At 73.3% G+C, this 22,697-nt stretch carries 17 protein-coding genes; 4 read left to right on the top strand and 13 right to left on the bottom strand.

Features of this window, described 5'->3' with window-relative positions:
* Positions 1-376 precede the first annotated feature (376 nt).
* Genes sdhC through IEZ10_RS29165 form a run of 3 tightly spaced genes read left to right on the top strand, consistent with a single transcriptional unit; the run spans position 377 to position 3,828 of the window.
* Entirely contained in the window at positions 377-1,165 is a 789-nt protein-coding gene (gene sdhC / locus IEZ10_RS29175; RefSeq protein ID WP_189249737.1) for a succinate dehydrogenase subunit SdhC, read from the top strand.
* A 9-nt stretch (positions 1,166-1,174) separates the two neighbouring features.
* The gene (locus IEZ10_RS29170) at positions 1,175-3,064 is read left to right on the top strand and encodes a fumarate reductase/succinate dehydrogenase flavoprotein subunit (RefSeq protein WP_189249736.1); all 1,890 of its coding nucleotides are present in this window, start codon (positions 1,175-1,177) and stop codon (positions 3,062-3,064) included.
* A 2-nt stretch (positions 3,065-3,066) separates the two neighbouring features.
* Positions 3,067-3,828 carry a succinate dehydrogenase/fumarate reductase iron-sulfur subunit gene (locus IEZ10_RS29165; protein ID WP_179825397.1) on the top strand — a complete coding sequence of 254 codons (762 nt, stop codon included), beginning with the start codon at positions 3,067-3,069 and terminating at the stop codon, positions 3,826-3,828.
* Between the two features lie 359 nt (positions 3,829-4,187).
* On the opposite strand, the gene IEZ10_RS29160 is transcribed toward IEZ10_RS29165, so the two are convergent.
* From IEZ10_RS29160 to IEZ10_RS29110, 11 genes are all read right to left on the bottom strand, one after another.
* Positions 4,188-5,927 carry a hypothetical protein gene (locus IEZ10_RS29160; RefSeq protein ID WP_189249735.1) on the bottom strand — a complete coding sequence of 580 codons (1,740 nt, stop codon included), beginning with the start codon at positions 5,925-5,927 and terminating at the stop codon, positions 4,188-4,190.
* Positions 5,928-6,047: 120 nt separating this feature from the next.
* Positions 6,048-8,450 (bottom strand): hypothetical protein, encoded by a 2,403-nt coding sequence (locus IEZ10_RS29155; RefSeq protein ID WP_189249734.1) that lies wholly within the window; start codon positions 8,448-8,450, stop codon positions 6,048-6,050.
* 77 nt (positions 8,451-8,527) lie between these two features.
* Entirely contained in the window at positions 8,528-8,920 is a 393-nt protein-coding gene (locus tag IEZ10_RS29150; RefSeq protein ID WP_189249733.1) for a (deoxy)nucleoside triphosphate pyrophosphohydrolase, read from the bottom strand.
* Positions 8,921-8,931: 11 nt separating this feature from the next.
* A complete protein-coding gene (locus IEZ10_RS29145) occupies positions 8,932-10,020 on the bottom strand; it encodes a C40 family peptidase (RefSeq protein ID WP_189249732.1) in 1,089 nt (362 codons plus the stop codon).
* A gap of 13 nt (positions 10,021-10,033) precedes the next feature.
* Positions 10,034-10,699, bottom strand: a complete 666-nt coding sequence (locus IEZ10_RS29140; protein WP_189249731.1) for a hypothetical protein — start codon at positions 10,697-10,699, stop codon at positions 10,034-10,036.
* Between the two features lie 2 nt (positions 10,700-10,701).
* Positions 10,702-13,062 carry a type IV secretion system protein gene (locus IEZ10_RS40100; RefSeq protein WP_268246387.1) on the bottom strand — a complete coding sequence of 787 codons (2,361 nt, stop codon included), beginning with the start codon at positions 13,060-13,062 and terminating at the stop codon, positions 10,702-10,704.
* A 107-nt stretch (positions 13,063-13,169) separates the two neighbouring features.
* Complete coding sequence (locus IEZ10_RS29130; RefSeq protein ID WP_189249729.1) at positions 13,170-15,662, bottom strand: ATP-binding protein; 2,493 nt, start codon at positions 15,660-15,662, stop codon at positions 13,170-13,172.
* Positions 15,663-15,857: 195 nt separating this feature from the next.
* Complete coding sequence (locus IEZ10_RS29125) at positions 15,858-18,215, bottom strand: TcpE family conjugal transfer membrane protein (RefSeq protein WP_189249728.1); 2,358 nt, start codon at positions 18,213-18,215, stop codon at positions 15,858-15,860.
* Positions 18,216-18,261: 46 nt separating this feature from the next.
* Positions 18,262-18,537, bottom strand: a complete 276-nt coding sequence (locus IEZ10_RS29120; RefSeq protein ID WP_373287431.1) for a hypothetical protein — start codon at positions 18,535-18,537, stop codon at positions 18,262-18,264.
* Positions 18,538-18,681: 144 nt separating this feature from the next.
* Positions 18,682-19,719: a conjugal transfer protein gene (locus IEZ10_RS29115; RefSeq protein WP_189249726.1), complete on the bottom strand. Its 1,038-nt coding sequence runs from the start codon at positions 19,717-19,719 to the stop codon at positions 18,682-18,684.
* A gap of 471 nt (positions 19,720-20,190) precedes the next feature.
* The gene (locus tag IEZ10_RS29110; RefSeq protein ID WP_189249725.1) at positions 20,191-20,994 is read right to left on the bottom strand and encodes an SDR family NAD(P)-dependent oxidoreductase; all 804 of its coding nucleotides are present in this window, start codon (positions 20,992-20,994) and stop codon (positions 20,191-20,193) included.
* Positions 20,995-21,094: 100 nt separating this feature from the next.
* On the opposite strand from IEZ10_RS29110, the gene IEZ10_RS40340 reads away from it, so the two are divergent.
* Entirely contained in the window at positions 21,095-21,685 is a 591-nt protein-coding gene (locus IEZ10_RS40340; protein ID WP_308426319.1) for a TetR/AcrR family transcriptional regulator, read from the top strand.
* Positions 21,686-21,852: 167 nt separating this feature from the next.
* On the opposite strand, the gene IEZ10_RS29100 is transcribed toward IEZ10_RS40340, so the two are convergent.
* Together IEZ10_RS29100 and IEZ10_RS29095 are read right to left on the bottom strand one after the other, a co-directional pair.
* On the bottom strand, positions 21,853-22,455 hold the full coding sequence (locus tag IEZ10_RS29100; protein WP_229811757.1) for a DUF3159 domain-containing protein: 603 nt from the start codon (positions 22,453-22,455) through the stop codon (positions 21,853-21,855).
* Complete coding sequence (locus IEZ10_RS29095) at positions 22,452-22,673, bottom strand: hypothetical protein (protein WP_189249723.1); 222 nt, start codon at positions 22,671-22,673, stop codon at positions 22,452-22,454. The genes IEZ10_RS29100 and IEZ10_RS29095 overlap by 4 nt, the downstream gene beginning before the upstream one ends.
* Between the last annotated feature and the right edge of the window lie 24 nt (positions 22,674-22,697).

Below are 22,697 nucleotides of genomic sequence, written 5' to 3'. Positions count from 1 at the left end.
CCTCTCACGTCCGCCCGCGGCCCTCCGGCCCCGCCCCGCGCACCGGCCCGCGCCCGTCCTCACCGGCCCGTGCCGCCGGTCTCCGGACCTTCCGCGCCGCCGTCCGCCGTGACCGACGATCTCCCCACGTCCCGCCCTCCCGTGCGGTCTTGACCGGCCGGTGACTTTTTCCTGACCAACGTGACGGGAATCACACCGAGAGCGGGAAAATGTGAGTGACCTTTCTCACACAACCCCCGGGCAGCGTCGTAACGTATCCCCCACCAATACACGCGCGCACGCTGAGCCGGCGCGACGACGGCCTCCGGCGCGCCGCACACATTAAATGACCCGGACCCCACGGCAGCAGGGTTCGCGGGAGGTGGAGAGGTCAAAAATGACCCAGACAACGGCCGAGAACACGGCCAGAAGGCAACGTGCGCAGATCAAGGAACGCACCCTGCGGACGGACCAGTGGTGGCGCTACCCCCTGGTCACCTTCATCATCTTCATGGCGTTCCTGATCTACGCCACATGGGCGATCTTCGATAAGAGCTTCTTCGTCTCCCCATATCACGCGCCGTTCGCCTCCCCGTGCCTGGCGCAGGCGACCTGCCCGGAGGAGGCCCGGCTGTTCGGCTTCGCGCCGTTCGGCGACTGGTACACCCTGCCGCCCGGTCTGCTGATCCTCGGCCTGCCCGCCGGGTTCCGCTTCACCTGCTACTACTACCGCAAGGCCTACTACCGCGGCTTCTGGCTCTCGCCCCCGGCGTGCGCGGTGGGCGAGCCGCACCGCCGCTACACCGGCGAGTCCCGCTTCCCGCTGATCCTGCAGAACATCCACCGCTACTTCTTCTACGCGGCGATCGTGATCGGCCTGATCCTCGCCATCGACGCGGTGAAGGCCCTCATCGGCAAGCCGGACGGCCTCGGCACGTGGATCCTGATCATCAACGCCGTCTTCATCAACCTGTACACGTTGTCGTGCCACTCCTGCCGCCACATCACGGCCGGGCGTCTGAACCACTTCTCCCGGCACCCCGTCAGGTACCGGGCGTGGGGCTTCGTCTCCAAGCTCAACGCCAAGCACCAGGAGCTGGCGCTGATCTCGATGTTCACGGTCATGGGAGCCGACCTCTACGTCCGGCTGGTCGCCAAGGGCATCATCAACTTCCCGTTCGCATAAGGATCTGCTGTGGAAATCGAGCGTCACGAATACGACGTCGTCGTCATCGGCGCCGGCGGCGCGGGGCTGCGGGCGGCCATCGAGGCCCGCCAGCAGGGCAAGCGGACCGCGATCATCTGCAAGTCGCTGTTCGGCAAGGCGCACACCGTCATGGCCGAGGGCGGCGCCGCCGCCGCCATGGGCAACGTCAACAGCGACGACAACTGGATGGTGCACTTCCGCGACACCATGCGCGGCGGCAAGTTCCTCAACAACTGGCGGATGGCGGAACTGCACGCCAAGGAGGCGCCGGACCGGGTCTGGGAGCTGGAGGCGTGGGGCGCGCTGTTCGACCGCACCAAGGACGGCAAGATCAGCCAGCGTAACTTCGGCGGGCACGAGTACCCCCGGCTGGCCCACGTCGGCGACCGTACCGGCCTGGAGATGATCCGCACCCTGCAGCAGCGGGTCGTCGCCCTCCAGCAGGAGGACGAGCGGCGGCACGGTGACGCCGAGGCATACATCAAGGTCTTCGCCGAGTGCACGGTGACCCGCCTGCTCAAGGACGGCGACGCGGTCTCCGGCGCCTTCGGCTACTGGCGGGAGAACGGCAGGTTCGTCCTCTTCGACGCCCCGGCGGTCGTGCTGGCCACCGGCGGCATCGGCAAGTCCTACGTGGTGACCTCCAACTCCTGGGAGTACACCGGGGACGGCCACGCGCTGGCGCTGCTGGCCGGGGCCAAGCTGATCAACATGGAGTTCATCCAGTTCCACCCCACCGGGATGGTCTGGCCGCCGTCGGTCCGCGGCATCCTCGTCACCGAGTCCGTACGCGGCGACGGCGGGGTGCTGAAGAACTCCGAGGGCAGGCGCTTCATGTTCGACTACATCCCCGAGGTGTTCAAGGACAAGTACGCCACCACCGAGGAGGAGGCCGACCGCTGGTACACCGACCAGGCGGGCAACCGCCGTCCCCCGGAGCTGCTGCCCCGTGACGAGGTGGCCCGCGCCATCAACTCCGAGGTCAAGGCCGGTCGCGGATCACCCCAGGGCGGCGTCTTCCTGGACGTCTCCAGCCGGCTGCCCGCCGCGGAGATCACCCGGCGGCTGCCCTCGATGTACCACCAGTTCAAGGAGCTGGCCGACGTCGACATCACGAAGGAGCCCATGCAGGTCGGCCCGACCTGCCACTACATCATGGGCGGCGTCGAGGTGGACGCCGACACCGGCGCGGCGTCCGTCCCCGGCCTCTTCGCGGCCGGTGAGGTCTCCGGCGGCATGCACGGCTCCAACCGGCTCGGCGGCAACTCGCTGTCCGACCTGCTGGTCTTCGGCCGCCGCGCGGGCGCCGGAGCCGCCGCCTACGTCGACGGCCTCCGGGCGCGGCCCAAAGTCGCCGAGGACGCGGTGGAGGCGGCGAAGGCCGAGGCGCTGGCGCCGCTGGAGCGGTCGGGGGAGAACCCCTACGTGGTCCACCAGGAGCTGCAGCGGACGATGAACGAGCTGGTCGGCATCATCCGCAGGTCCGAGGAGATCACCGAGGCGCTGGAGGCGGTGGGCAAGCTCAAGGAGCGGGCCGAGCACGTCGGGGCGACCGGGAGCCGGATCTACAACCCCGGCTGGCACCTCTCCCTCGACCTGCGCAACATGCTGCTGGTCTCCGAGTGCGTGGCCAAGGCGGCCCTGCTCCGCGAGGAGAGCCGCGGCGGTCACACCCGCGACGATTTCCCGGGCATGTCGCCGGAGTGGCGCCGCAGGCTCCTGTCCTGCGCACTGGGCCCGGACGGTTCGGTCACGGTGGAGGAGGAGGTCCAGCCGTCCATGCGCGGCGACCTGATCAGGCTCTTCGAACGCGACGAGCTGAAGAAGTACATGACGGACGAAGAGCTGGCCGACTTCGACGCGTTGGTCAAGGAGTGACCATGAGTTACAAGGCGAAGTTCCGTGTGTGGCGGGGCGAGGGCGGCGAGGGACGGCTGGAGGACTTCACCGTCGAGGTGAACGACGGCGAGGTCGTCCTCGACATCATCCACCGGCTCCAGGCCACCCAGGCGCCCGACCTCGCGGTCCGGTGGAACTGCAAGGCCGGCAAGTGCGGCTCCTGCTCCATGGAGATCAACGGCAAGCCCCGGCTCGGCTGCATGACCCGGATGTCCACCTTCGCGGAGGACGAGACGATCACCGTGACGCCCATGCGGGCGTTCCCGGTGATCAAGGACCTGGTCACCGACGTCTCGTTCAACTACCAGAAGGCCAGGGAGATCCCGTCCTTCACCCCGCCGTCGGACGTGAAGCCGGGCGAGTACCGCATGCAGCAGATCGACGTCGAGCGGTCCCAGGAGTTCCGCAAGTGCATCGAGTGCTTCATGTGCAACAACGTCTGCCACGTGATCCGTGACCACGAGGAGAACAAGCCGGCCTTCGCCGGTCCGCGCTTCCTCATGCGGATCGCCGAGCTGGACATGCACCCCTACGACGTGGCGGACCGCAAGGACGCCGCGCAGGAGGAGCACGGTCTCGGCTACTGCAACATCACCAAGTGCTGCACCGAGGTCTGCCCGGAACACATCAAGATCACCGACAACGCGCTGATCCCGATGAAGGAGCGCGTCGTCGACCGGAGGTACGACCCGCTGGTCTGGCTCGGCAACAAGATCTTCCGGCGTTCCGACGCGAAGCGGTGATCCCCTCCCTCGACGGGTGATCACCGCCCACGGTGACCGCTGACGGCGCCGGTGACCGCTGACGGCGCCGGTGACCGCTGACGGCGCCGGTGACCGCTGACGGCGCCGGTGACCGCTGACGGCGCCGGTGACCGCTGACGGCGCCGGCCACGCATCCGCGTGGCCGGCGCCGTCGCTTTTCGCCCGGCGGGAGATCGTACGAGTCCGGCGGGACGCGCCGGGCCAGGCGGCCGTCCGGGCCCGTGGAACGGCCGTGCCCAGCGGCCGTCCCGGCGGAACGGCCGTGATGAGCGGCCGTGATGAGCAGCCGTCCTGGCGGAACCGCCGTGACGAGCGACCGTCCCGGCCCGCGGTGGGCGTCAGGACGAGCGGCGGAAGAGCCCGCGCTTCTTCCTGCCCTCGGCCCGCTCCGGCAGGGGATGGGTCACCGTGCCCGTCGGCCCGGCACCGGAGGGCGCCCCGGGAACCGGTTCCTGACCGGGGAACGCCCCGGGGACCGGCTCCTGACCGGAGGGCGCCTCGGCGAAGCCGGACTCCCGGCCGGAAGGCGGTGGCCCCCCGGGACCGGGTTCGGGAGCGGGGGCGCGCTCGGTGGCGGGGGCGGGGGCGGCTTCGGAGCGGGATCGCGACCCACCCGCCGGACCCGCCGGACCCGTCGGGCTCTCTGCGCCGGATCGCGTCTCGTCCGTCAGGCTCTCGCCGGGCCGCGCCTCGCCGGCGGGCGGCCGGGCCGGTTCGAAGAAGCCCCGGGCGTGGTCGCCGGGCTCGCCCCGCTCCGGGGAGGACGGCGAGCCGCCGCGGCCGGCACCCGCCTCACCGGAGGGACCAGGGTGGCCGGCCGCCCCACGGGGCAGGCCGTCATCCCCTTCGCCGGGAGGGAGATCACCGGGACCGGCGGGCCGGGCGGCCGGGCCGGGGAAGGCGTCCTCGTCCAGGGGGTGGAAGGTGCCCGGGACGTCGGGCGCCATCGCCTCGTCGTGCACCGCGCCGTACATCTCATCATGCCCCGCCGGGCCGTACGGCTCCGCGTACGGCGGGTATCCGGCGGACGCGTGCTCATGACCCGGCAGCGGATATCCGGCGGGCGCGTGCTCGTGGCCCGGCGGGTATCCGGCGGACGCGTGCTCATGGCCCGGCGGCAGGTAGGCCGTCTCGTACGGCTGCCCGCCGTACGGGTGCTCGTACGGCCGGCCGTACGCCTCGGGGGCGTAGCCCTCGGGGTACCCCTGCGGGTACATGTGCATGGGCACCAGGCTGACGATCGGGGCGTAGGCCGTGCCGCCCTGGTAGGTCCCCGGCGGGAAGCCCGGCGCGGCCGCGTAACCCGGACCGGCGGGGTAGGCCGCCGGGCCGACGGGATAAGCGGCGGGACCGGCGGGATAGGCCATCGGATCGGCCGGGCCGCGGTAGGCCGGGGAACGGGGACCCGCCCGGCGGACGGCCGCCGCGTGGGCGAGGCGGCGCAGTCTGCCCTCGAAGATCAGTACGGCGAACAGCACCAGCAGCACCAGGATCAGCGCCGGGATGGCGAGCTGGCCGCTCAGCGTGGCGCTGTCGAACTCCGAGCCCGCGTTGCGGATCTCGTGGCGGACCGGCGCGGGAGCGGTCTCCTCGAACGGGGTGTCGCTCGGCTGCGGCGTGGCGGTGGGGATCGCGGTCGGCTGCGGCTGCGTCTCGGTGCTGGGGAAGGACGGATCCGGGTCGCTGGTCGTCGGCGGCGTCACCGGCTCGTTGGCGGGGGTGGTGGGAGGCGGTTCGACGGGGGGCGCGGAGGTCTGCTGCGGCGCCGGCACCGTCACGGTCTCGCGCACGGTCTTCGTCGGCTTCGGAGTCTTGGTCGTCTTCGGGGGGACGATGACCGTGGTGTGCACCGTCCGGGGAGCCGGCTTCGGCGGGGCGGGGGACTCCTCCTCAGGAGGCGCGGTGACCGTGACCGTGACGACCGGTGTGGGCTCCTCGTCGCACGGAGCGGCGGGGTCGGTGCCGCATCCCGGGACCTCGCCGGGGGTGTCGGCCACCAGCACGGTCGCCGGGTCGGCGATCGGAGCGGTGAGCGGCGCGGCAGCCAGAAGCACCGCACCGCTCAGTCCGAGAGACATGGCGACGGCGGATAAAGCCGCCGTCCGTCGCGATCGCGCCAACCGTGCCCTCCGCGAATTTCCCAGCCTTAAACCCGCCAAGGAAATACTAGTTGGGCAAAACTAACAGTAAACCGCTTTCTACGATACGGGCCGCCAGTTGCGCCGACGCTGGATCCTCATCCGGAGCCAGAGCAGGAGCAGCAGGCCGCCGACCGCCGCCCCGACCGCGGGCAGGCCCCGCACGTCGGACAGCACCGAGCTCGACCGGTTCGCCGACTCGATCTTCGTGCTCGACCCGTCGAGCTCCTGGGGAAGCGGCGCCCCCGGCGGCATCGCCAGCGGCGACGGGGCCCCGGGCACACCCGGCGCGACGGGGGCACCCGGGACGCCGGGGGTCATCGGCGCGCCGAGACCACCCTGCTGGGGGTACCCCTGCTGCGGGTATCCCTGCTGGACGGGCGGCTGCCCGAGCTGTCCCGGCTGTCCCATCTGGCCGGGCTGCTGGGGCAGCACCGGCATCCGGCCCGGCGGAATCTGTCCCTGCGGGAACATGGGCGGCTGCCCCATCTGCGGCGGCACCTGCGGAAGGGCCGGCATCTGCTGCGGCATCTGCTGCGGCATCGGCGGCATCTGGCGAGGCATCGGCGGCATCTGCTGGGGCATCGGCGGCATCACCGGGAACTGCCCCATCTGCGGGGGCATCTGCTGGATCGGGGACAGCCGCATGCCGACGGCCCCCTGCCTCCGGGCTCCCCGCTGGGCCGTGCCGTTCCTGAGCGCCGCCCTCGGGCCCTGGAGCCTCGGGACGGCCTGCGACTGGGTCGCCATCGCCGTCCGCGGCACCCTCGGACCCCGGGCGGAGCCGCGGGACGCGCTCCCCTGCCCCGGCGTGGCACCCGGCTCCTGGACGGCGGACGCCTGGGAGGCGGGGTCCTCGTAGACCGGGAGGTTGCGCCGGGACGCCGGGATGTCCTCCAGGACCATCGGCATGCCCCGATCCTCCGAGCCCGCCGGCCAGGAGCTCGAACCCGGGTCCGCGGCGAGGGCCCTGGTCTCCGGCCGCGCCGCTCCGCTCTGTGCGGCCGGCCTCCCGGGTGGGAGGGCCGTGCCGGGCCGGGAGAGCAGGTTCGTCCGCTCGTCGGGGAGCGTCCCGGTGGCCTGTCCGGCGTCCTGCGCGCGCTCACCGAACATGCCGGGCATCGCCTCGGGAGCCGCTCCGGTGAGGGCGGAACCTCCGGTCTGCGGCGCCCGCGTGGTCCCGGCGGTGCTCGCCGCCACGTCTCCGGCGCCTCCCGTTCCGGTGCGCACCGCGTCTCCGGCGCCCCCGGTCGCCGCGGCGCCCGCCGAGTCCCCGGTGAGCCCGGCCGCGCCGGCACCCCGGGTACCGGTGCCCTGAACGCCGGTGACCCGGGCCTCTCCGGCACCCGTCCCGGCTCCGGAGCCCGTGACGTCGGGGGCCGTGACGTCGCCGGAGTCTCCCGAGCCCGGGACGGCTCCAGCCGCGTCGGTGCTCCGCGCGCTGCCCGGGACCGGGGTCCGTCCACCGGGAGCCGCGGCCCCCGCGGCGGTCCCCTCCGCGGTCCCGTCCAGAGCTCCGTCCACGGCGCCGTCCACTGCGCCGGAGCGCTGCGCGGTCCGCGCCGGGAGCCGCATCGTGGTCCGCGCGGTCCGGGTCACCCACTCGCCCCGGGCATCGCGGATGCGCGCCACCGCGGTCAGCTGGACCTCTTGGGCCTCCTCCGGCGCGCGCAGCACCACGTCGACGGGCACGCGCTCACCGGCCTTCGCCATCGAGCAGCTCAACGCGCCCCCCGCCGTCCGGTCGCTCTCCGCCGGGGCGCCTGCCGGAGCCCCCGCGACGTCCCCTGCCGAGCCGACCGCTGAATCGGCCGTCGAACCGGTCACCTCGGCTCCGGCGTCCCGGATCCCGGAGGCGCCCGCCGGGACGGCCTCGCTCTCCTCCGCCGGACCGGCCGTCGAACCGGACACCGAACCGGTCGCCTGACCGGCCGCCGGACCCGTCCCGGTGCCCCGGAACCCGGCGGCGCCCGCCGTGTCGTCCGTCAGCGGAGCGCCCGCGAGCGGGCCGTCGCCGGGCCCGGCCGCCTCGGGAAGGCCCGCCGGGCGGAAGGCCGCCGCGCGGGCGCCACCCGCCGCGGGAGCCCCCTGCGCGTCCGGCGCGGCGGCCGGGACGTCCCGGCCGGGCCCCTCGGCCACCGGGGGCCCCTCCGCCGCCGGCGCGGCCTCGCGCGGGCAGTCGACGTCCTTGAGCGCCTCGGCGGGTTTCGAGGAGACGGCCAGCCACGCCTCGTCACCGGCCCCCCGCAGCCACAGCCGGAACCGGAGCTCGTCGGCGGCGGCCCCGGACGCCGCGGCGGGATCGCTCGCCGCCACCGCCGAGGCGTCCGCCGCGACCTCCCCCGGCGTCGACCCGGCCGACCCCGGTGTCACGTCCGCGTACGCGGCCGGGACGCCGCCCAGGATGAGGGCCCCCGCCCCCACCGCGGACGCGACCCGGGCACGCTGCAACCACTCGGTCACCGCATCTCTCCGATCCCCCGTTACGAACGCGCATGATCAGCACGTTGAGCAACGACAAGCCTACCGTGAGTAGCGGGTCAGATGCCGCCAAGATGACCTTGTACGGCGCGCACGATCGGCAGGTCCGCGGGCAGCCACGCCACGTCGAACAGCTCGTCGGCGGTCAGCCAGCGCAACTCCAGGTGCTCCTTGGCCTCCGGCTCCCCCTCGATGATCCGCGCCAGCCAGACCCGGAGCACGTAGTCGCCGGTCAACGGCCAGTCGCCGCCGACCTGTGTCCCGGCGGCGACCACGACCCCCAGTTCCTCCAGGCACTCGCGGACCAGGGCCGTGTGGTCGTCCTCCCCCGGATCGACCTTCCCCCCGGGCAGCTCCCAGCCGCCGGCCAGCTCGGGCGGCTCGGCGCGCTGGGCGGCGAGCAGCCTGCCGTCGCCGTCGAGGATCGCGGCCCCGACGACGACCTTCTTCACGAAGAACTCCTTCAGCCTTGCTCCTTCAGTCTGAGCTGTTCGAGGACCTGCGGGTTCTGCAGCGGGCGGGTGTACCCGACGATGCCGGTGCGGTCGCGATAGGTGGTGACCTTGATCGGCCCGCACAGCGTGCACCGTGCCTCCACCATCTTGCCCGGCGAGACGACCATGCCGACGTGTCCCGGGTTGTCGGCGCTCGTTCCTGGCCCGGCGTTGAAGAAGACCAGGTCACCGGGTTGCTCGTCGCCCGCGTCGATCCGCACCCCGAAGGGCCACTGACCGAAGGTGGTGCGCGGGATCGTCAGGCCGGCGCTGCGGTAGGCCATGTAGATGATCCCCGAGCAGTCGAAGGCGTCCGGTCCGGTGCCGCCCCACACGTACGGCTTGCCGCGCTGGGCGAGCGCGTACTGCAGGATCTGGGCCACCGTCCCGCTGGGCGCCGCCTGCACCAGCGGCTCGTCGCAGGCGGGCTCGGCCTGTGGCGGCACGGCGACCGCGCCGTCCTCGGCATATTTCCGGGCGATCTCCATGACCTGGTCCACGTACCACCAGGCCCGGTTGTAGACGAACAGCGACCGCCGCACGTCCTCCGGCGCGCCGTTGCGCTTGAGCATCTTCGCCGCGCCCAGGATGGCGTCGGCGGGGTTGTAGACGTCTGCCCAGCCGTCGCCGTCGCCGTCGGAGGCGTAGCCGTTGAACTTCGACGGGATCTTGATCTTCGCCTTGCCGCCCCACGTGCCGATCAGGAACTGCATCGGCCCGGCCGCTCCGGCGTAGTTGGTGCCGCTGCGCACCCCGGGCAGGGTGGAGCGGCCGTGGTCGGTCTCTCGCTTGCCCACTCCGGCGAGCACGTTCCACTGCACGCCGACCTGCTTGCCGTACTTGCGGTACAGCTTCAGGTAGTCCGGGGGGATGTCCGCCGTGGCGGTCTTGGACTCGGCGCTGACGTTCTTCACGGCCGCCTCGCAGTCGGGCAGCTCGCCGCCGACGATCGACGGGAACGTGCTGACCATCATCATCGGCGCCATGATCAGGGTGAGCAGGCAGACCCCGGCGACGCCGAGGACCAGCGGGATCCGCGTCCTGCGCCCGGCCCTCACCGCGGACCGCCGTTCATCCGTCCTCCCCGGGTGGCGAGGTGCGGTCGTCCCCCTCCTGGCCCGCGTCGGCCGGCTCCAGGTTGTGGACCCGCCACTCGGTGCCGACCTCGATGAGCGTGACGGCGTAGTCGTCGGTCAGGTCCCGGGGTCCGGCCTTGGTGGTGATCTTCTGGGTCCCGGTGACCACGAAGGTCACCGAGGTGTCCTGGACCTGCCGGATCTCCTTGACCTGGGCGCTGCCGACCGAGACGACCTGGTCGGCCTTGTTGGCCTCGATCGTGCCGGGCGAGGAGAACGTGCGCAGCAGGACGTCGGCGAACTCGGTCGTGGTGTAGCCGCCGACCCGGTCGCCGTAGGCCGCCGGGTCCTCGTCGTAGCGGTAGGTGCCGTACGCGGCGGTGAACCGCCGGGCGTAGTCGGCCGCGGCGGCGAGCTCCTGCTTGGTCATCGGCAGGTAGGAGTAGACGTCGAAGGGCGCGTCGCTGGCCGTGGCCGCCGGTCGGGGCGGCTCGGCGCTCACCCGCGCCTGCGCCGTCGCCCGGCCCGCCCGCGCCGGGTCCTCCCCGGACGGTTCCCCGCCCGACTGCCCCGACATCATCGTCAGGTAGATCCCGACGCCGGCGAGCATCGCGACCAGCACCGCGAAGACGAGTCCCCGGCGGTTGCCGCCTTCTGCCATCGTCAGTCCGCCTCCGGCTTCGAGGCGCGCAGCCAGAACGGCGCGGGCGCCTCATCGGCCTCCCTGCCCCGCTCGGAACGGCCGGGCAGCCAGAGCGGGGGCGCCTCGGACCGCCGCTCGGACCGTTCGGACCGGCCGGAGTCCCGCCTGGACCCGGAGGAGCCGCCGGAGCCGAACAGGCTGCCGCCGGACCCCGAGGAACCGCCCGAGCCGCCCGACGAACGGCCGGAGCCGCGCGAGGACCCGCCGGAACCGGAGCCTCGTGAGGACGGCTCGGAGCGCCGCGAACCGCCGCCCCCGCCACCGCCGAAGAGGCTCCCGCCGCTCCGGCCTCCTCCCGGGGAGGACGGCGCCGCGGACCGGCCCGCCGAGGAGCCGGACCCGCCCGAGGAGGAGCCGCCCTGCGGGGCCCAGCCGCCGCCGGACCGCCCGCCGAACCAGCCGCTCCCGCCGCGACCCCCGGAGGCGCCGCCGGACCTGACCGTGGACCCGCCGGACCCGCCGGATCCGCCGGACGCGCCCGCCGTACGGCCGGACCCGCCGCCCGCCGCGCCGCCGGCCGTACCGGAGAGGTTGAGCGGCGGCGCCGCGCCGGGGCGCGCCGCGGTGACCGGGCGACCTCCGGCCTTGCGCCGCCCGCCCGCCTGGGCGTCGGTGTCCAGTGGCGCGGGCTGCGCGCCGGCCGGGACCCGGGCGCCGGAGGGCGTGCCCGCCGCCGCGCCGCCGTCCTCGCCGCGGACCCTGCCCTGGGCGACCGCCGCGGCGGCCGTCGCCGCGGACGCGCCGGTGGCGAGCGCCGCGGCCTGCAGCGCGGGCTCGGCCTTGCGCATGCCCCAGCGGCCCACCCGGGCCGCCGCGACGGGCGGCAGCGCGCCCGCCGCCCGCTGCAGGGTCGGCGCGGTGGCGGCGTCGCCGAGAACGCGGGTGGCGAGCGTGTGGCCGTCCATGGAGGCGAACAGGTGCTGGAACGGCCGCCGGTAGAAGAACACCGCGATCGTCAGCAGGGCCATGAACATCACCTGCATGCCCCACGGCATGGCGGTGGAGATGATCAGGGCGTAGCCGTACACCAGGACGCCGAGGACCAGGGCCAGCACCGCCTGCCGCAGCAGCGTGCCGACCAGCATCTCCACCCAGCGCATCGCGATGATGCGGCCGGAGCCGGGATGCACGCCGAGCAGCAGGAAGATCGGCCCGAGGATCAGCAGCAGCAGGAACCCGACCTTGAGCACCAGCAGCGAGACCGCCACCAGGAAGATCAGCACGCCCGCGACCATCGCGGCCAGCAGGGCGCCGATCGCGATGCCGAGCCGGCTCGTCCAATCCTTTCCCTGGAAGAGGAAGAAGATCGGCGTGTTCTCCAGCGGCTTGGCGATCTCCTCCTCGTACCGTAGCTGGTGGGAGTTGCTCGCGGGCACCTGCGCGGCCCGCATCTCGGTGGCGTCGATGGCCTGGATGTCCAGCAGCTTGGGAGCGAGCTTCTGCACGACCGGGGCGGTCGCCTCCGCGGTGCCGAACTCGCCCATCAGCCACGGCTTGCAGACCAGCACCGACCAGAGCGCGTCGGCGTTCTGCTCCACCCCGGGGACGCCGGGCTGGCCGTAGCCGCCGGCCCTGGCCTGAGGGGCGGGGTCGTCCTTGGTGGGCATGCAGGAGGCGCCGCCCGCGCCGGGCAGGCCGGAGAAGGCCGAGTTGACGACCTCACCGGTCTTGTCGGTGACGACCTTCCCCAGCGAGGTGAAGTCGCCGGGGCGGCTGAAGAACCAGACCGCGACGGTGACCGCGAGGACCATCCAGATGACGCCCTCGGCGGTGGTGGTCGCGCGCTTGCGGATCAGGCCGTACCAGGCGAGCCAGATGGCGCCGAGGATCACGACCGGCCGCAGGTACGGCCAGTACATGGCGTTCGCCAGGTTGGTCACGATGTCGTCGACGACATCCTTGATCGACTCCAGCGGGCCCTCGGTGGCGGCCGCCTGGTAGGTGGTGATGGTCAGCCGGTCGAGTGACTTGGCCCAGGAGAAGACCGTGTTGGCCCAGGCGTTGCCCAGCACCGCCGCGACGTCGTCGCAGCCCAGGTTGTAGGTGTGCCAGAACTGGCCGCTCATGCCGTAGGTGGTGTAGTTGCCCTGCGCCGCGGCGGCCGCCCCGGGGGCGCCGGACGCGGCCGGGGCGGGCGCCGGCGTGATCGTCGCGCCCGACGTCGCGGGCGGGCTCGGGTCCGGGGGTTTGACCAGGCCGTCCACGCCCGACCCGACGACCTCGGGGGTGAGGTCCGGCGACAAGTCGCAGGGGGCGGCGATGGCGACGGACCCCCCCTCGGGGAACACCAGGGGCAGCGCGAGGAAGGCGGTCAGCGCCACCAGCGCGATGGCGACCCGCCTGCGTAGCCGGCTGCGAGAGCCTCTCTTTCCCTTCCGGGAGCCTCCGTGCCCGCCACGGGATTTCCCGTGCCCCTTGCCGGAGCCCTTCATGACCGCACCTCCACCGCCACGGCGCCCTGCCTGCTGACTCGGTCTCCCCCGGGCTGACCCTGGGGGTCGGCCGGGGGCCTCTCGTGGGTCGGGTTCGTGTCGAGCCAGCGCAGCAGCTCGTCGGAGATGAGGTCCACCCCGATGCGGCCGGCGCGACCGTCCAGGTCGCGGAACACGCACTCGCCGTTGCCGAGCGAGCGCAGGACCGCCTTGTGCTCCTCGGAGGGCTCGACCCCGAGCAGCGCCATCACGTGGTCGACCTCGACCCGCTCGGTGGACCGGAACGAGAACACCGACGACAGGCAGTTGGTCACCTGCTCGTTCAGCAGGTCGCCGGCGTTCTGCGACACCAGCACCAGCGCGGTGTTGCGGGAGCGGCCCATCCGGCTCACCTCGGGCACCAGCTTGGCGCCCTCGGGGGTGGAGGTGATCGCCCACGCCTCGTCCAGGAAGATCGCCTTGGGGGTCCGCCGGTCGAGGCCGTTCATCAGGCCCCGGGCGAACTGCGCGACGAGGTAGAGCAGCGCCACCGACAGCCGCTGCTCGTAGGAGTAGTCGTCGCGGCCGGTGGCGGCGTCCGGGAGGGTCAGGCCGCCGAGGGTGAAGACCGTGGTCCAGCCCTCGGTGTCGATCTGCTCGCCGCCGGAGGGGTCGAAGCAGAGCCGGGCCAGGTGCATCTCCGACATGGAGCGCAGCACCGCGCCCAGGTTCTTGGAGGCGGCGTCCTCGGTCTGCTCCAGGAACTCGACGACCTTCGCCAGCGAGGGGTCCTCGCCGTTGGCGACCGCCGCGACCGCCTGGATCATCGCCGACTCCCGCTCCTCCGACATGCGCGGCAGCAGCAGGCGCAGGGTCTCGCTGGCCATCGTCTTCTTGGCGGCGATGTCGTCTCCGAAGGAGAACGGGTCCAGCAGGCCGGGGGCCGCCGAGCCCAGCGGGATGATCCGCGCCTTGCGGCCCCGGTTGCGCAGCAGCTGGACCAGCGACTCGGCGTCGCCCTTGGGGTCGATGACCGCGACCGTCACGCCGCGCAGCGCCATCTGGTAGATCATCAGCAGCGCCAGCGTGGTCTTGCCGCCGCCGGGCTCACCGGTGATCGCGATGGCCGTCGGGCGGTTGCGGGTGGCCGCCACCAGCGGGTCGAAGTGCACGATGCTGCGCGCCCGGCCGAGGGTCTCCCCGATGTACGGTCCCATCCACCCGGCGCCCGACTCGTCCACCCGGTCTCCCAGGTCCACGGTCGCGGTCGCCATGCCGCCCGCGATGGTGCGCAGCGGTTGCCGCTGGGCGTAGGCGTTGACCCGGACCCGCTCACCCGGCAGTGCCTCGCAGAACAGCGAGAACTGGTCGCCGGTGGAGTTGACGATGTCGATGCCCATGTCGCGGTAGTGCTCCACGACCGCCTCGACCCGCTGCACGCAGATCTCCTCGGTCGGGGCCGACACCATCAGCCGGTGCCAGCCGTACACGAACGGCAGGCGCTCCTTGGTGATGCCGTGCTCCAGCATCCGGGCCGCGTCGATCTGCTCGGCCAGCGCCAGCGGGGCCTCGGCGCCCGCCTCGCGGATGTGGATGTCCATGTCGCGGGCGTGGGCGAGCTTGCGCGCGACGTCCTTGCTGGCCTTGACCGGGGAGATCAGCCGCATCCGCGACGAGACCTCCACCGGGAACGGCAGCTGGTCGGCGAAGTGCATCCACGGCTCGCCGTCGGGGAACGGCATCAGGTCGGGGAAGCGGGCGAACGACAGATGCGCCACGTAGGAGTCGCCGTACGGCTGCTCGATCCGCAGCAGCGACCTGCCGTTGTGGATCTGCCCCTCGACCAGCGACTCGATCTCACCCTGCCCCCACCTGCGCTTGGGGCTGGCCGAGGCGGGCGGGTCGCCGAGGGAACCGGTCGCGGCGTGCTGGAACAGCCAGGCGATCTCGGTGGAGGTGGCGTGCCGGGCGTACAGGGCGCTGGCCGACAACGCCCGGCCCAGCCGCTCGGCCTGCTCGGTCCACCGGGCGACCTCGGCCCGGGGGATATGGTCGTCGTCGATGCCGAGGGCCTTCTCGCCGCGCTGGTAGAAGCCGAAGAGCTGGGCGAGCACGCCGCCGCCGATCTGCCTGCCGCGCGGCCCGAGGCGCACGCCGAGGTAGACCTCCTTGGTCCAGAAGTCCTTGGCCCAGACGTGGCGGTACATCTCCTCCAGGTAGTCGCGCCAGCCCGGCCCCTCGTCGGAGGTGGCGTTCAGCGCCATCGCCCACTCGGCCGCCGGGTAGGTGCGGTGCGCCACCCGCAGGTGCACCTCGGCGTCCGGCATCCGGATCGCCGCCAGCGCGATGGTGACGTTGGTGGCCAGCGCCTCCCGCTCCTCGGGGGTGACGAACTCGTAGCTCACCGTCGGCAGCCTGAAGTAGGCCCAGACCGCCGAGTCGGTCAGCAGGATCCGGTCGTCGAAGTACCGGACCGCGAGACGGCTGTGCGCCCGTGACGCGCGGCTCACCCGGCCTCCCCCGTCCGGGACGCGGCACGGCCCGCCCCGCGGACCGCCTGATCGCCCGCCCGCCGTACGGCGCGGCCGACCCGATCACCCGTCAGGCGTACGGCGCCGCCGGCCCGCTCGCCCGTCCGTCCTGCGCGGCCGTTCACCCCGTCACCTCGTCATGCCCGTCCACCACGTCTCGTCCCGCCCGGGGGATCACTTGGCCAGCTCCTCCTCGCTCGATCGGACCGCCTGTGCCGTTCCGAGTCCCGCGACCACGACCCCGGCCAGCGCGAGGTACGCCCGGCGGCCGGCCGTCCGCAGGTGGGACGGCTCGACCCGCTCGGACCTGCCCGGGGCCAGCTCGTCCTCCCACGGCACCCGCACGATCGCCCGGCACCTGCCGCGCGCGACCGCCTCGGCCTGCTCGACGTCGCCCATGCTGCGGCGGCTGACGCCGTTGACCACCAGGACCGCGCGGCGCCGCAGGTCGGCGCAGCCGTGCCCGTCGAGCCACTCGTAGGTCATGGCCACCGCGTCCGGGCCGTCCTCGCTGGCCGGGACGACCAGGACGAGCTGGTCGGCGTAGGGCAGCACCCGGGCGGCCAGCGCCGCCGCGGGGTCGACGACCACGAGCTTGTAGTACTGCTCCAGCGTGTCCATGGCCTGGCCGAGCCGCCGGTCGGAGAAGAGCGTGCGGTCCGCCAGGCGCTGCTCGGCGCCGGCGTCGCTGTCGCCGGCCAGCACCTCCAGGCCGGAGGCGCAGCGGCTGGTGTAGGCGCGCATGCCGAGGTAGCCGTGGACGGTGTCGAGGCCGGCCAGCAGCGAGCTCAGCGTCTCGGGCGACTCGCCCGGGATCCGGCTGGAGAGGTTGTGGTGGCCCGTTCCGGCGTCGACCGCGAGCACCCGGTCCTCGCGGTATCGGGCGAGGGTGTGCCCCAGCATGAGCGCGGTCGTGGTCTGCCCCGCGCCGCCGGTGCAGCCCAGCACGACCACCCGGCGGCTGCCGGGGAACGGCGCGGTGGCCCGCGCCTCGTCGATCTCCGATCCGTCCGTACGGCCTCCGCCGCCGGGCCCGACGACCACCTGGGCCAGCCGCCGCCACCCGCCGGAGGAGTCGCGGCCGACGACCGACTCCACCCGGCGGATCCGGGCCGTGCCGGGGGTGGGCTCGTCGCCGCGGGTGGTGCGGGGCACCGGCACCGCGGGCGCCACCGGATCGGTCCCGGGGCCGGACGCCGAGGGGACCGCGCGGATCGGGACCCCGCCGGACCGCGCCGGGGGACGCTCCGCGGGCCGCGCCGGGGGGTTTTCCGCAGGTCGCGCCGGAGGATGTGCCGGGGGATGTTCCGCGGGATGCCCGGAGGAGTGCTCCGCGGGACGCTCCGGGGACCGCGCCCGTCGCCGCTCGGCGAACCGCTCCAGCGACGCGGGCCCCTGCTCCTCCACCGGGGCGGCGCGCCCGGCCTCCGCGGAGGCGGCGAGCCTGCGCAGCCGCCGCAGCGCCTCGGTGCCGATCGGCGGTGTCGCCGCGGACGGCGCACCGGAGGCGGCGGACCGCGTCCCGGCGGCGGGCTCCGTCTTCGAGAGGGCCGTCTTCGAGGAGGCCGGCTCCGAGGAGGCCGTCCGCTTCCCGGAAGCCGTCTCGGCGGCCGTGCGCGCCTCGGAGGACGTCTCGGACACCGCACGGACCTCGGACACACGGACCTCGGACGCCGCACGGACCTCGGAGGACGTCTCGGACACCGTACGGACCTCGGGGTGCGTCTCGGAGGCCGTGCGTGACTCGGCCGAAGCCGTCCGCGCCTCGGAGGCGAGAGCCTCCCGAGCCGCCGGTACGGCGCGCGCCGGGCCCGTCACCGGATCCGCCGGGCTCGTCGTCCCCGTCGGCGCGGCTCCGGCCGCGGCGGGCGGACGCTCGGCCGGCGGCTCGGTGCGCGGGGGCTCGGCGGGACCCCCGAGGGCCGGGGCGGTGCCCCTGCGCGCGGCCCGGACCGTGCCCCACGCGGCGCGGCCCCGGCTCCCCCGCTCCTGGGTGGCCGTCTCCGCGGCGTGCCCGCGGGCGGTCGCGTCCTGGGTGGACTCCAGGGCCGCCGCGGCGGCGGCCGCCACCGCGGGACGGACCTCGCGGGGGGAGGCGGCGTGCCCGGCCTGGGTGTGCCGGGCCTTGCGCGCGGACTTCACGCGGACGTCGGCGGCCCGCCGGGGGGCGGCCCGCCAGACCTTCCCGGTCAGGGTGATCTCGGCGGGCTCGGCGACCGGCGCCATCCGGCACCAGGTGCGCGGCTCCCCGATGTAACGGGTCTGCGACTGCAGCAGCTCGGTGAGCCGCTTGCTCTCGATCACCGGGCGGGTGGACAGCCAGGTCACCACCCCGGGCGGCACGATGTAGACCACGTGCCAGGGGGCGTCGAAGGGCAGGCCGAGAAGCGCGAGCAGCAGCGACCAGGGAACCGCCACACCCACGAACACACCGATCCAGACAATGGGAAGCGGCATCGGCAGCCGTAGGTCGTACAGCTTGTAGAGCCGCTTCTCGATCCGCCAGATATTGGTATACGTGGGCAGATCCACGCGCTCCTCCTTTCCGCCTCTCGTTCTCTGACCGCTCTGCGCGGTCTCAACCCCCCGTGATGCCCAGTGCGCCCGCGATCGCCTTGGCCGTCACCTCGATGATGTTCGGCACGTAGAAGATCACTCCGATGGCGATGGCGAGGATGATGAACTGCACGAACCTGGTGATCTCCCTGGTGAAGAGGAAGAAGAGGGCGACGACGGAGACGACGACGAGGAAGAGCGGGGCGAAGAACTTGCGCAGGAAGTCGGCCAGGCCCTGGGTGTTGACGCCGGTCGGAGGAGCGGTCGGCTGAGCGATGTCGATCACGCTCAGCAGGATGGTGTTCAGGGTCACTTCTCGTCCTCCGTGCTTATGATCGCGCTCGCCGGGCGGCCACGGGGTCGTGACACGCGCGCCGGAACCCGCCCGCCGCCGGCTCTCCGATCAGGGGGGGTCTGTTCACTGTGCTCCGGCACCGTCCGATCATGGGTTCCCCGCAGACCGTTTCGCGCCTCGGATGTCCTTGACGAACCACTTGTCGCCCTGTTTGACCATGGTGAGCCGGTAGGACTGCTCCAGCTTGCCGTTCATCGCCCCGGGGTCGGACGAGGCGGAGTCGGTGGAAGTGCCGGAGCCCGAGGGCACGCCCCACACGACCGTGGCCGTCACCTCGCGGGTGGCGCCGCCGACGAGCGGGACGTCGAGGTCCTTGAGCTCCACGAAGGTGAAGGCGCCGCCGAACCCGTCCAGGGTGACCCCGGCGGCGGCGTACCGCTGCAGGGAGACGGTGTCGCCCGCGGCGTACGCCTTGAAGAAGTCGGCCAGCGGGGTGCGCAGCTCCTGCTCGGCGGCCTCGTCGTTCTCCGGCGCGGCGACCGCGGGCAGGTTGGCCGGGGACGGGGCGGGGAGGATGCCGGGGCGGCCGGAGACGACGAACCTGCCCTTCTCGGCGTCGTAGTACACCGGCACCGACAGGAGCTGGCGGCGGTCGCCCGCCTGGAACGCCATGGTGACGACGGCGTTCCGGTCGTCGACGATCTCGGTGTCGTACGGCTGGACCGCTCCGGCGGCCATTCGCCCCAGTCCGTCCCAGCCGAGCTGCGGCTCGGCGGCGTCGGGGAGATAGGGGGCCAGCCTGGCGGCCCTTTCCGACGCCCGTACGGCGTCGAAATTCAGATAGACCGCCGCGAACTGGCTGGCGAAAGAGGTGGCCCGGCCGACCGGGAATCCGGAGCCGGTCGAGACGGCGGACGGGCCGCCCGTGGCGGTCTGCCCGGTGGCACGCTCGAAAATGGCGCGCACGCCGTTCACCACGATGACGACTATCAGCGCCCACAGGATGACCCGGCCGACCCAGACCAGCCACCGGCCGCCTCCGCCGGACCAGCGGCCCCGCGAGGCGCCGCGTCCGCGCGCCGGGGCCGGGTCGAGCTCCGGATCGTCGAGGGACCCCGGGTACGCCGACAGCCCGGGGTCGCCGGTGATCCGAGGATCACGCTGGAGCGCTGCCCTTCGAGCCATCATTCCTCCGCTCGCGCCGATCCCCCGGCCGGCACGGTTTCGTATTACCCGCGACCCCGTTAACCATGGTCAAGGACTTACTCTAACCGCCTCGCCGATTGTTCCAGGAAAGCCACGCCTATGCTGCAGGCATCGTCCTTACCGAGCAAACCGGGTCTGGGATGCGGACGGCGTGGTGACCTGCGCCGTTCGCGGGGAGAAAACATATTCCTCCAGGTCGGCGCATGCCCCGATTACCGAAACGCCACGCATTGCTCACCAAACAGCACCGAGACTGTCTCGACCTGCGCATTTATCCCGGAAAGCATTACTCAGCGTCACCGAATGACGAAACGGGCCTGATCAGCCGATCAGGCCCGTCCGGGGGATCACGGGGCGGCGCGCCGCCCGCGAAGGTGGGCCGCGCGCCCGCGGGGGCCGGTCGCACGCCCCCGGGACGTCCTCCCCACGGGCGCGCGGACCGTACGAGGGTCAGTCGCCGGGCGGGAGCATGGCCCGGCGTCCCGGGGCGGCGGGGGACTGGACGGTCATGCCGCCGTCGACGACGATGAGCTGCCCGGTGAGGTAGCGCGACTCGTCGGAGGCGAGGAAGACCATGGTGTGGCCGATGTCCTCCGGGCTGCCGAGATAGGGCAGGGCGTTCGTGCGCTTGAGGTCGTCGACGACGTCCCGGGGCAGGTTGTCCAGCAGGGCGGGGGTGACCACCGCGCCCGGGGCCACGGCGTTGCAGCGCACGCGGTGCGGGCCGTACTGCACGGCGATCGACTTCGTGAGGTTGATGACGGCGGCCTTCACCGCGCCGTAGGAGATCTGCACGACGTCCCCGACCAGGCCGGCCACCGAGGCGGTGTTGATGATCGACCCGCCGCCGGCCCGGATCATGTGGGGGATCGCGTGCCGGGAGCCCAGGAGCGTGCTGCGCACGTTGAGGGCGACGGCGCGGTCGAACTCGGCCATGTCCAGCCGCAGCAGGTCCAGGTCCGCGCGCGGGTCCGTGCCGCCGACGTGGTTGCAGAGCACGTCCAGGCGGCCGAACTCGCCGACGGTGACGCCCACCATGCCGGCCACGGAGTCCTCGTCCATGACGTCGACCGTCAGCGGGAGCGCGCGGCCGCCGGCGGCCTCGACCAGCCGGGCCGTCTCCCGCGCGGCGTCCCCGTCGCGGTCGGCCACGGCGACCAGGGCGCCCTGCGCGCTCATCAGCCGCGCGGCGGCGCGGCCGATGCCGCCGCCGGCTCCGGTGATCAGCGCGACCTTCTCCTTCAGGCGGTCCATCGAACGGTCCCTCTCTCCCCCACCGGTTTGTCAACAGTGATGACATCGTATGTCATCTATGATGACAAACCTCACGACGGGAGCGGAAAGGAGGTCGTCCGTGGCGGTGCGACCACAGGGCCCGGCACGCCGCCGGTCGGCGGCGGCGACCCGGCAGGCGATCTCCGAGGCGGCGCGCGACCTCTTCGCGGACAGCGGCTTCGACGCGGTGGGCATCCGGGCCATCGCCGCCCACGCCGGCGTGGACGCGGCGCTGGTCATCCGTTACTTCGGCTCCAAGGAGCGGCTCTTCCTGGAGGTCATGGCCGTCGACCTGCCGGTGGCCGCGGTCATGGACGGGCCGCTGGAGAGCCTCGGGCAGGCCCTCGTCGAGCACGTGCTCGATCTCTCCTCCTCCCGCGCGGGAACCCTGGCGGTGACCTCGCTGTCAGCGCTCTTCCGCGCCTCGGAGCGGGCGCCGGTCCAGCAGACCCTGCGCGAGATCATCGAGAGGGCCTTCGCCGTCCCGCTGGTCGGCCGGCTCCGCGGCGGCGACGCCGAACTGCGGGCCCATCTGATCGCGGCCCAGATCGGGGGCCTGCTCACCTCCCTGCACGTGGTGCAGGACCCGGTGCTCGGCCGCGCCGACCGCGCGAGCCTGGCCGCCCGGTACGGAGCCGCCATCCAGTGCCTCATCGACGGAGAGGACTGAGCCGCCCCGGCCCGTACAGACGGCCGCGCTCCAGCGGTACGGACGGCCGCGCCCCGGCGGTACGGACGTCCCCGCTCCGGCCGTACGGACGGCCGCGCCCCGGCGGTACGGACGTCCCCGCCTCGCCCTCCACGGCCTTCGGCTCGCCGCGGACGGTGAGCCGGCCGTCAGGAGCCGGCGCTCTCGGCGGCGGCGCGCTCCCTGGACACCGCCCTGCGGGACAGCACGATGGACAGTGCCGTCACGGCACCCCATACCGGGCCCATGAGGACGTGCAGGATCCCCAGCCAGGCGACCTCTCCCCACTGGTACAGCAGCACCTGCGCGGCCAGGCTCACCAGGCTCACCAGCGCGATCAGCACCGTGGTCACCGCGTAGAAGCGGCGCAGTCCGCGATGCGAACGCCATTCCGGCGGACCGCCCACGATCCGGTTGGCCACCAGGCCGGCCAGCGGCCGGTCGGCCACGAGCGACAGCAGGCACGCCGCCGCGGCCAGGACCGGGATCAGCATCGGGGGCAGGAAGAAGCCGCGCGCCTGCCCCGTCCCGGCGGCGACCGCCGCGCAGGCCGCCGCCAGCAGGGCGCCGGCGACCGCGTGCCGGACCTGCCGCCGGGTCCACAGCCGCCAGGCGAGGATGAGCGCCGCGGTCACGGCCGTGGCGGCGACCGCCGGGCGAAGGCCGCCGATCTGGTTCGCGACGAGGAACACGAGGGTGGGTGCCGCCGCGGCCACGACACCGGCCGGGGACATCCCGTCCGGCGTCCTCATCGAGCGCCCTCGTCCGCGCCGGCGGACCGGCGCCGGCCGGTGAGCGGTGAGGAGCCGGTGAGCTGTGCAGAGCCCGCGAGTTCCGAAGAGGAGAGGGGACCCGCTTCGGAGACGCCGGCGGGCATGCCGCCGTCGCCGGTGACGTGGAGCGCCCGGTCGGAGGGCGCGATGACGCCGATCGGGCCGAACCCGTCGGACGACGCGATGTGAACGTGCATGTTGGAGAGCCTTCGTCGAACGGG

Origin of the sequence: Streptosporangium pseudovulgare, assembly GCF_014648055.1 — a bacterium.
In the GTDB taxonomy this organism is placed as follows: Bacteria; Actinomycetota; Actinomycetes; order Streptosporangiales; family Streptosporangiaceae; genus Streptosporangium; species Streptosporangium pseudovulgare.
Note: the sequence above shows the minus strand (reverse complement) of the source record. Positions and strands in the feature narration are given on the sequence as shown.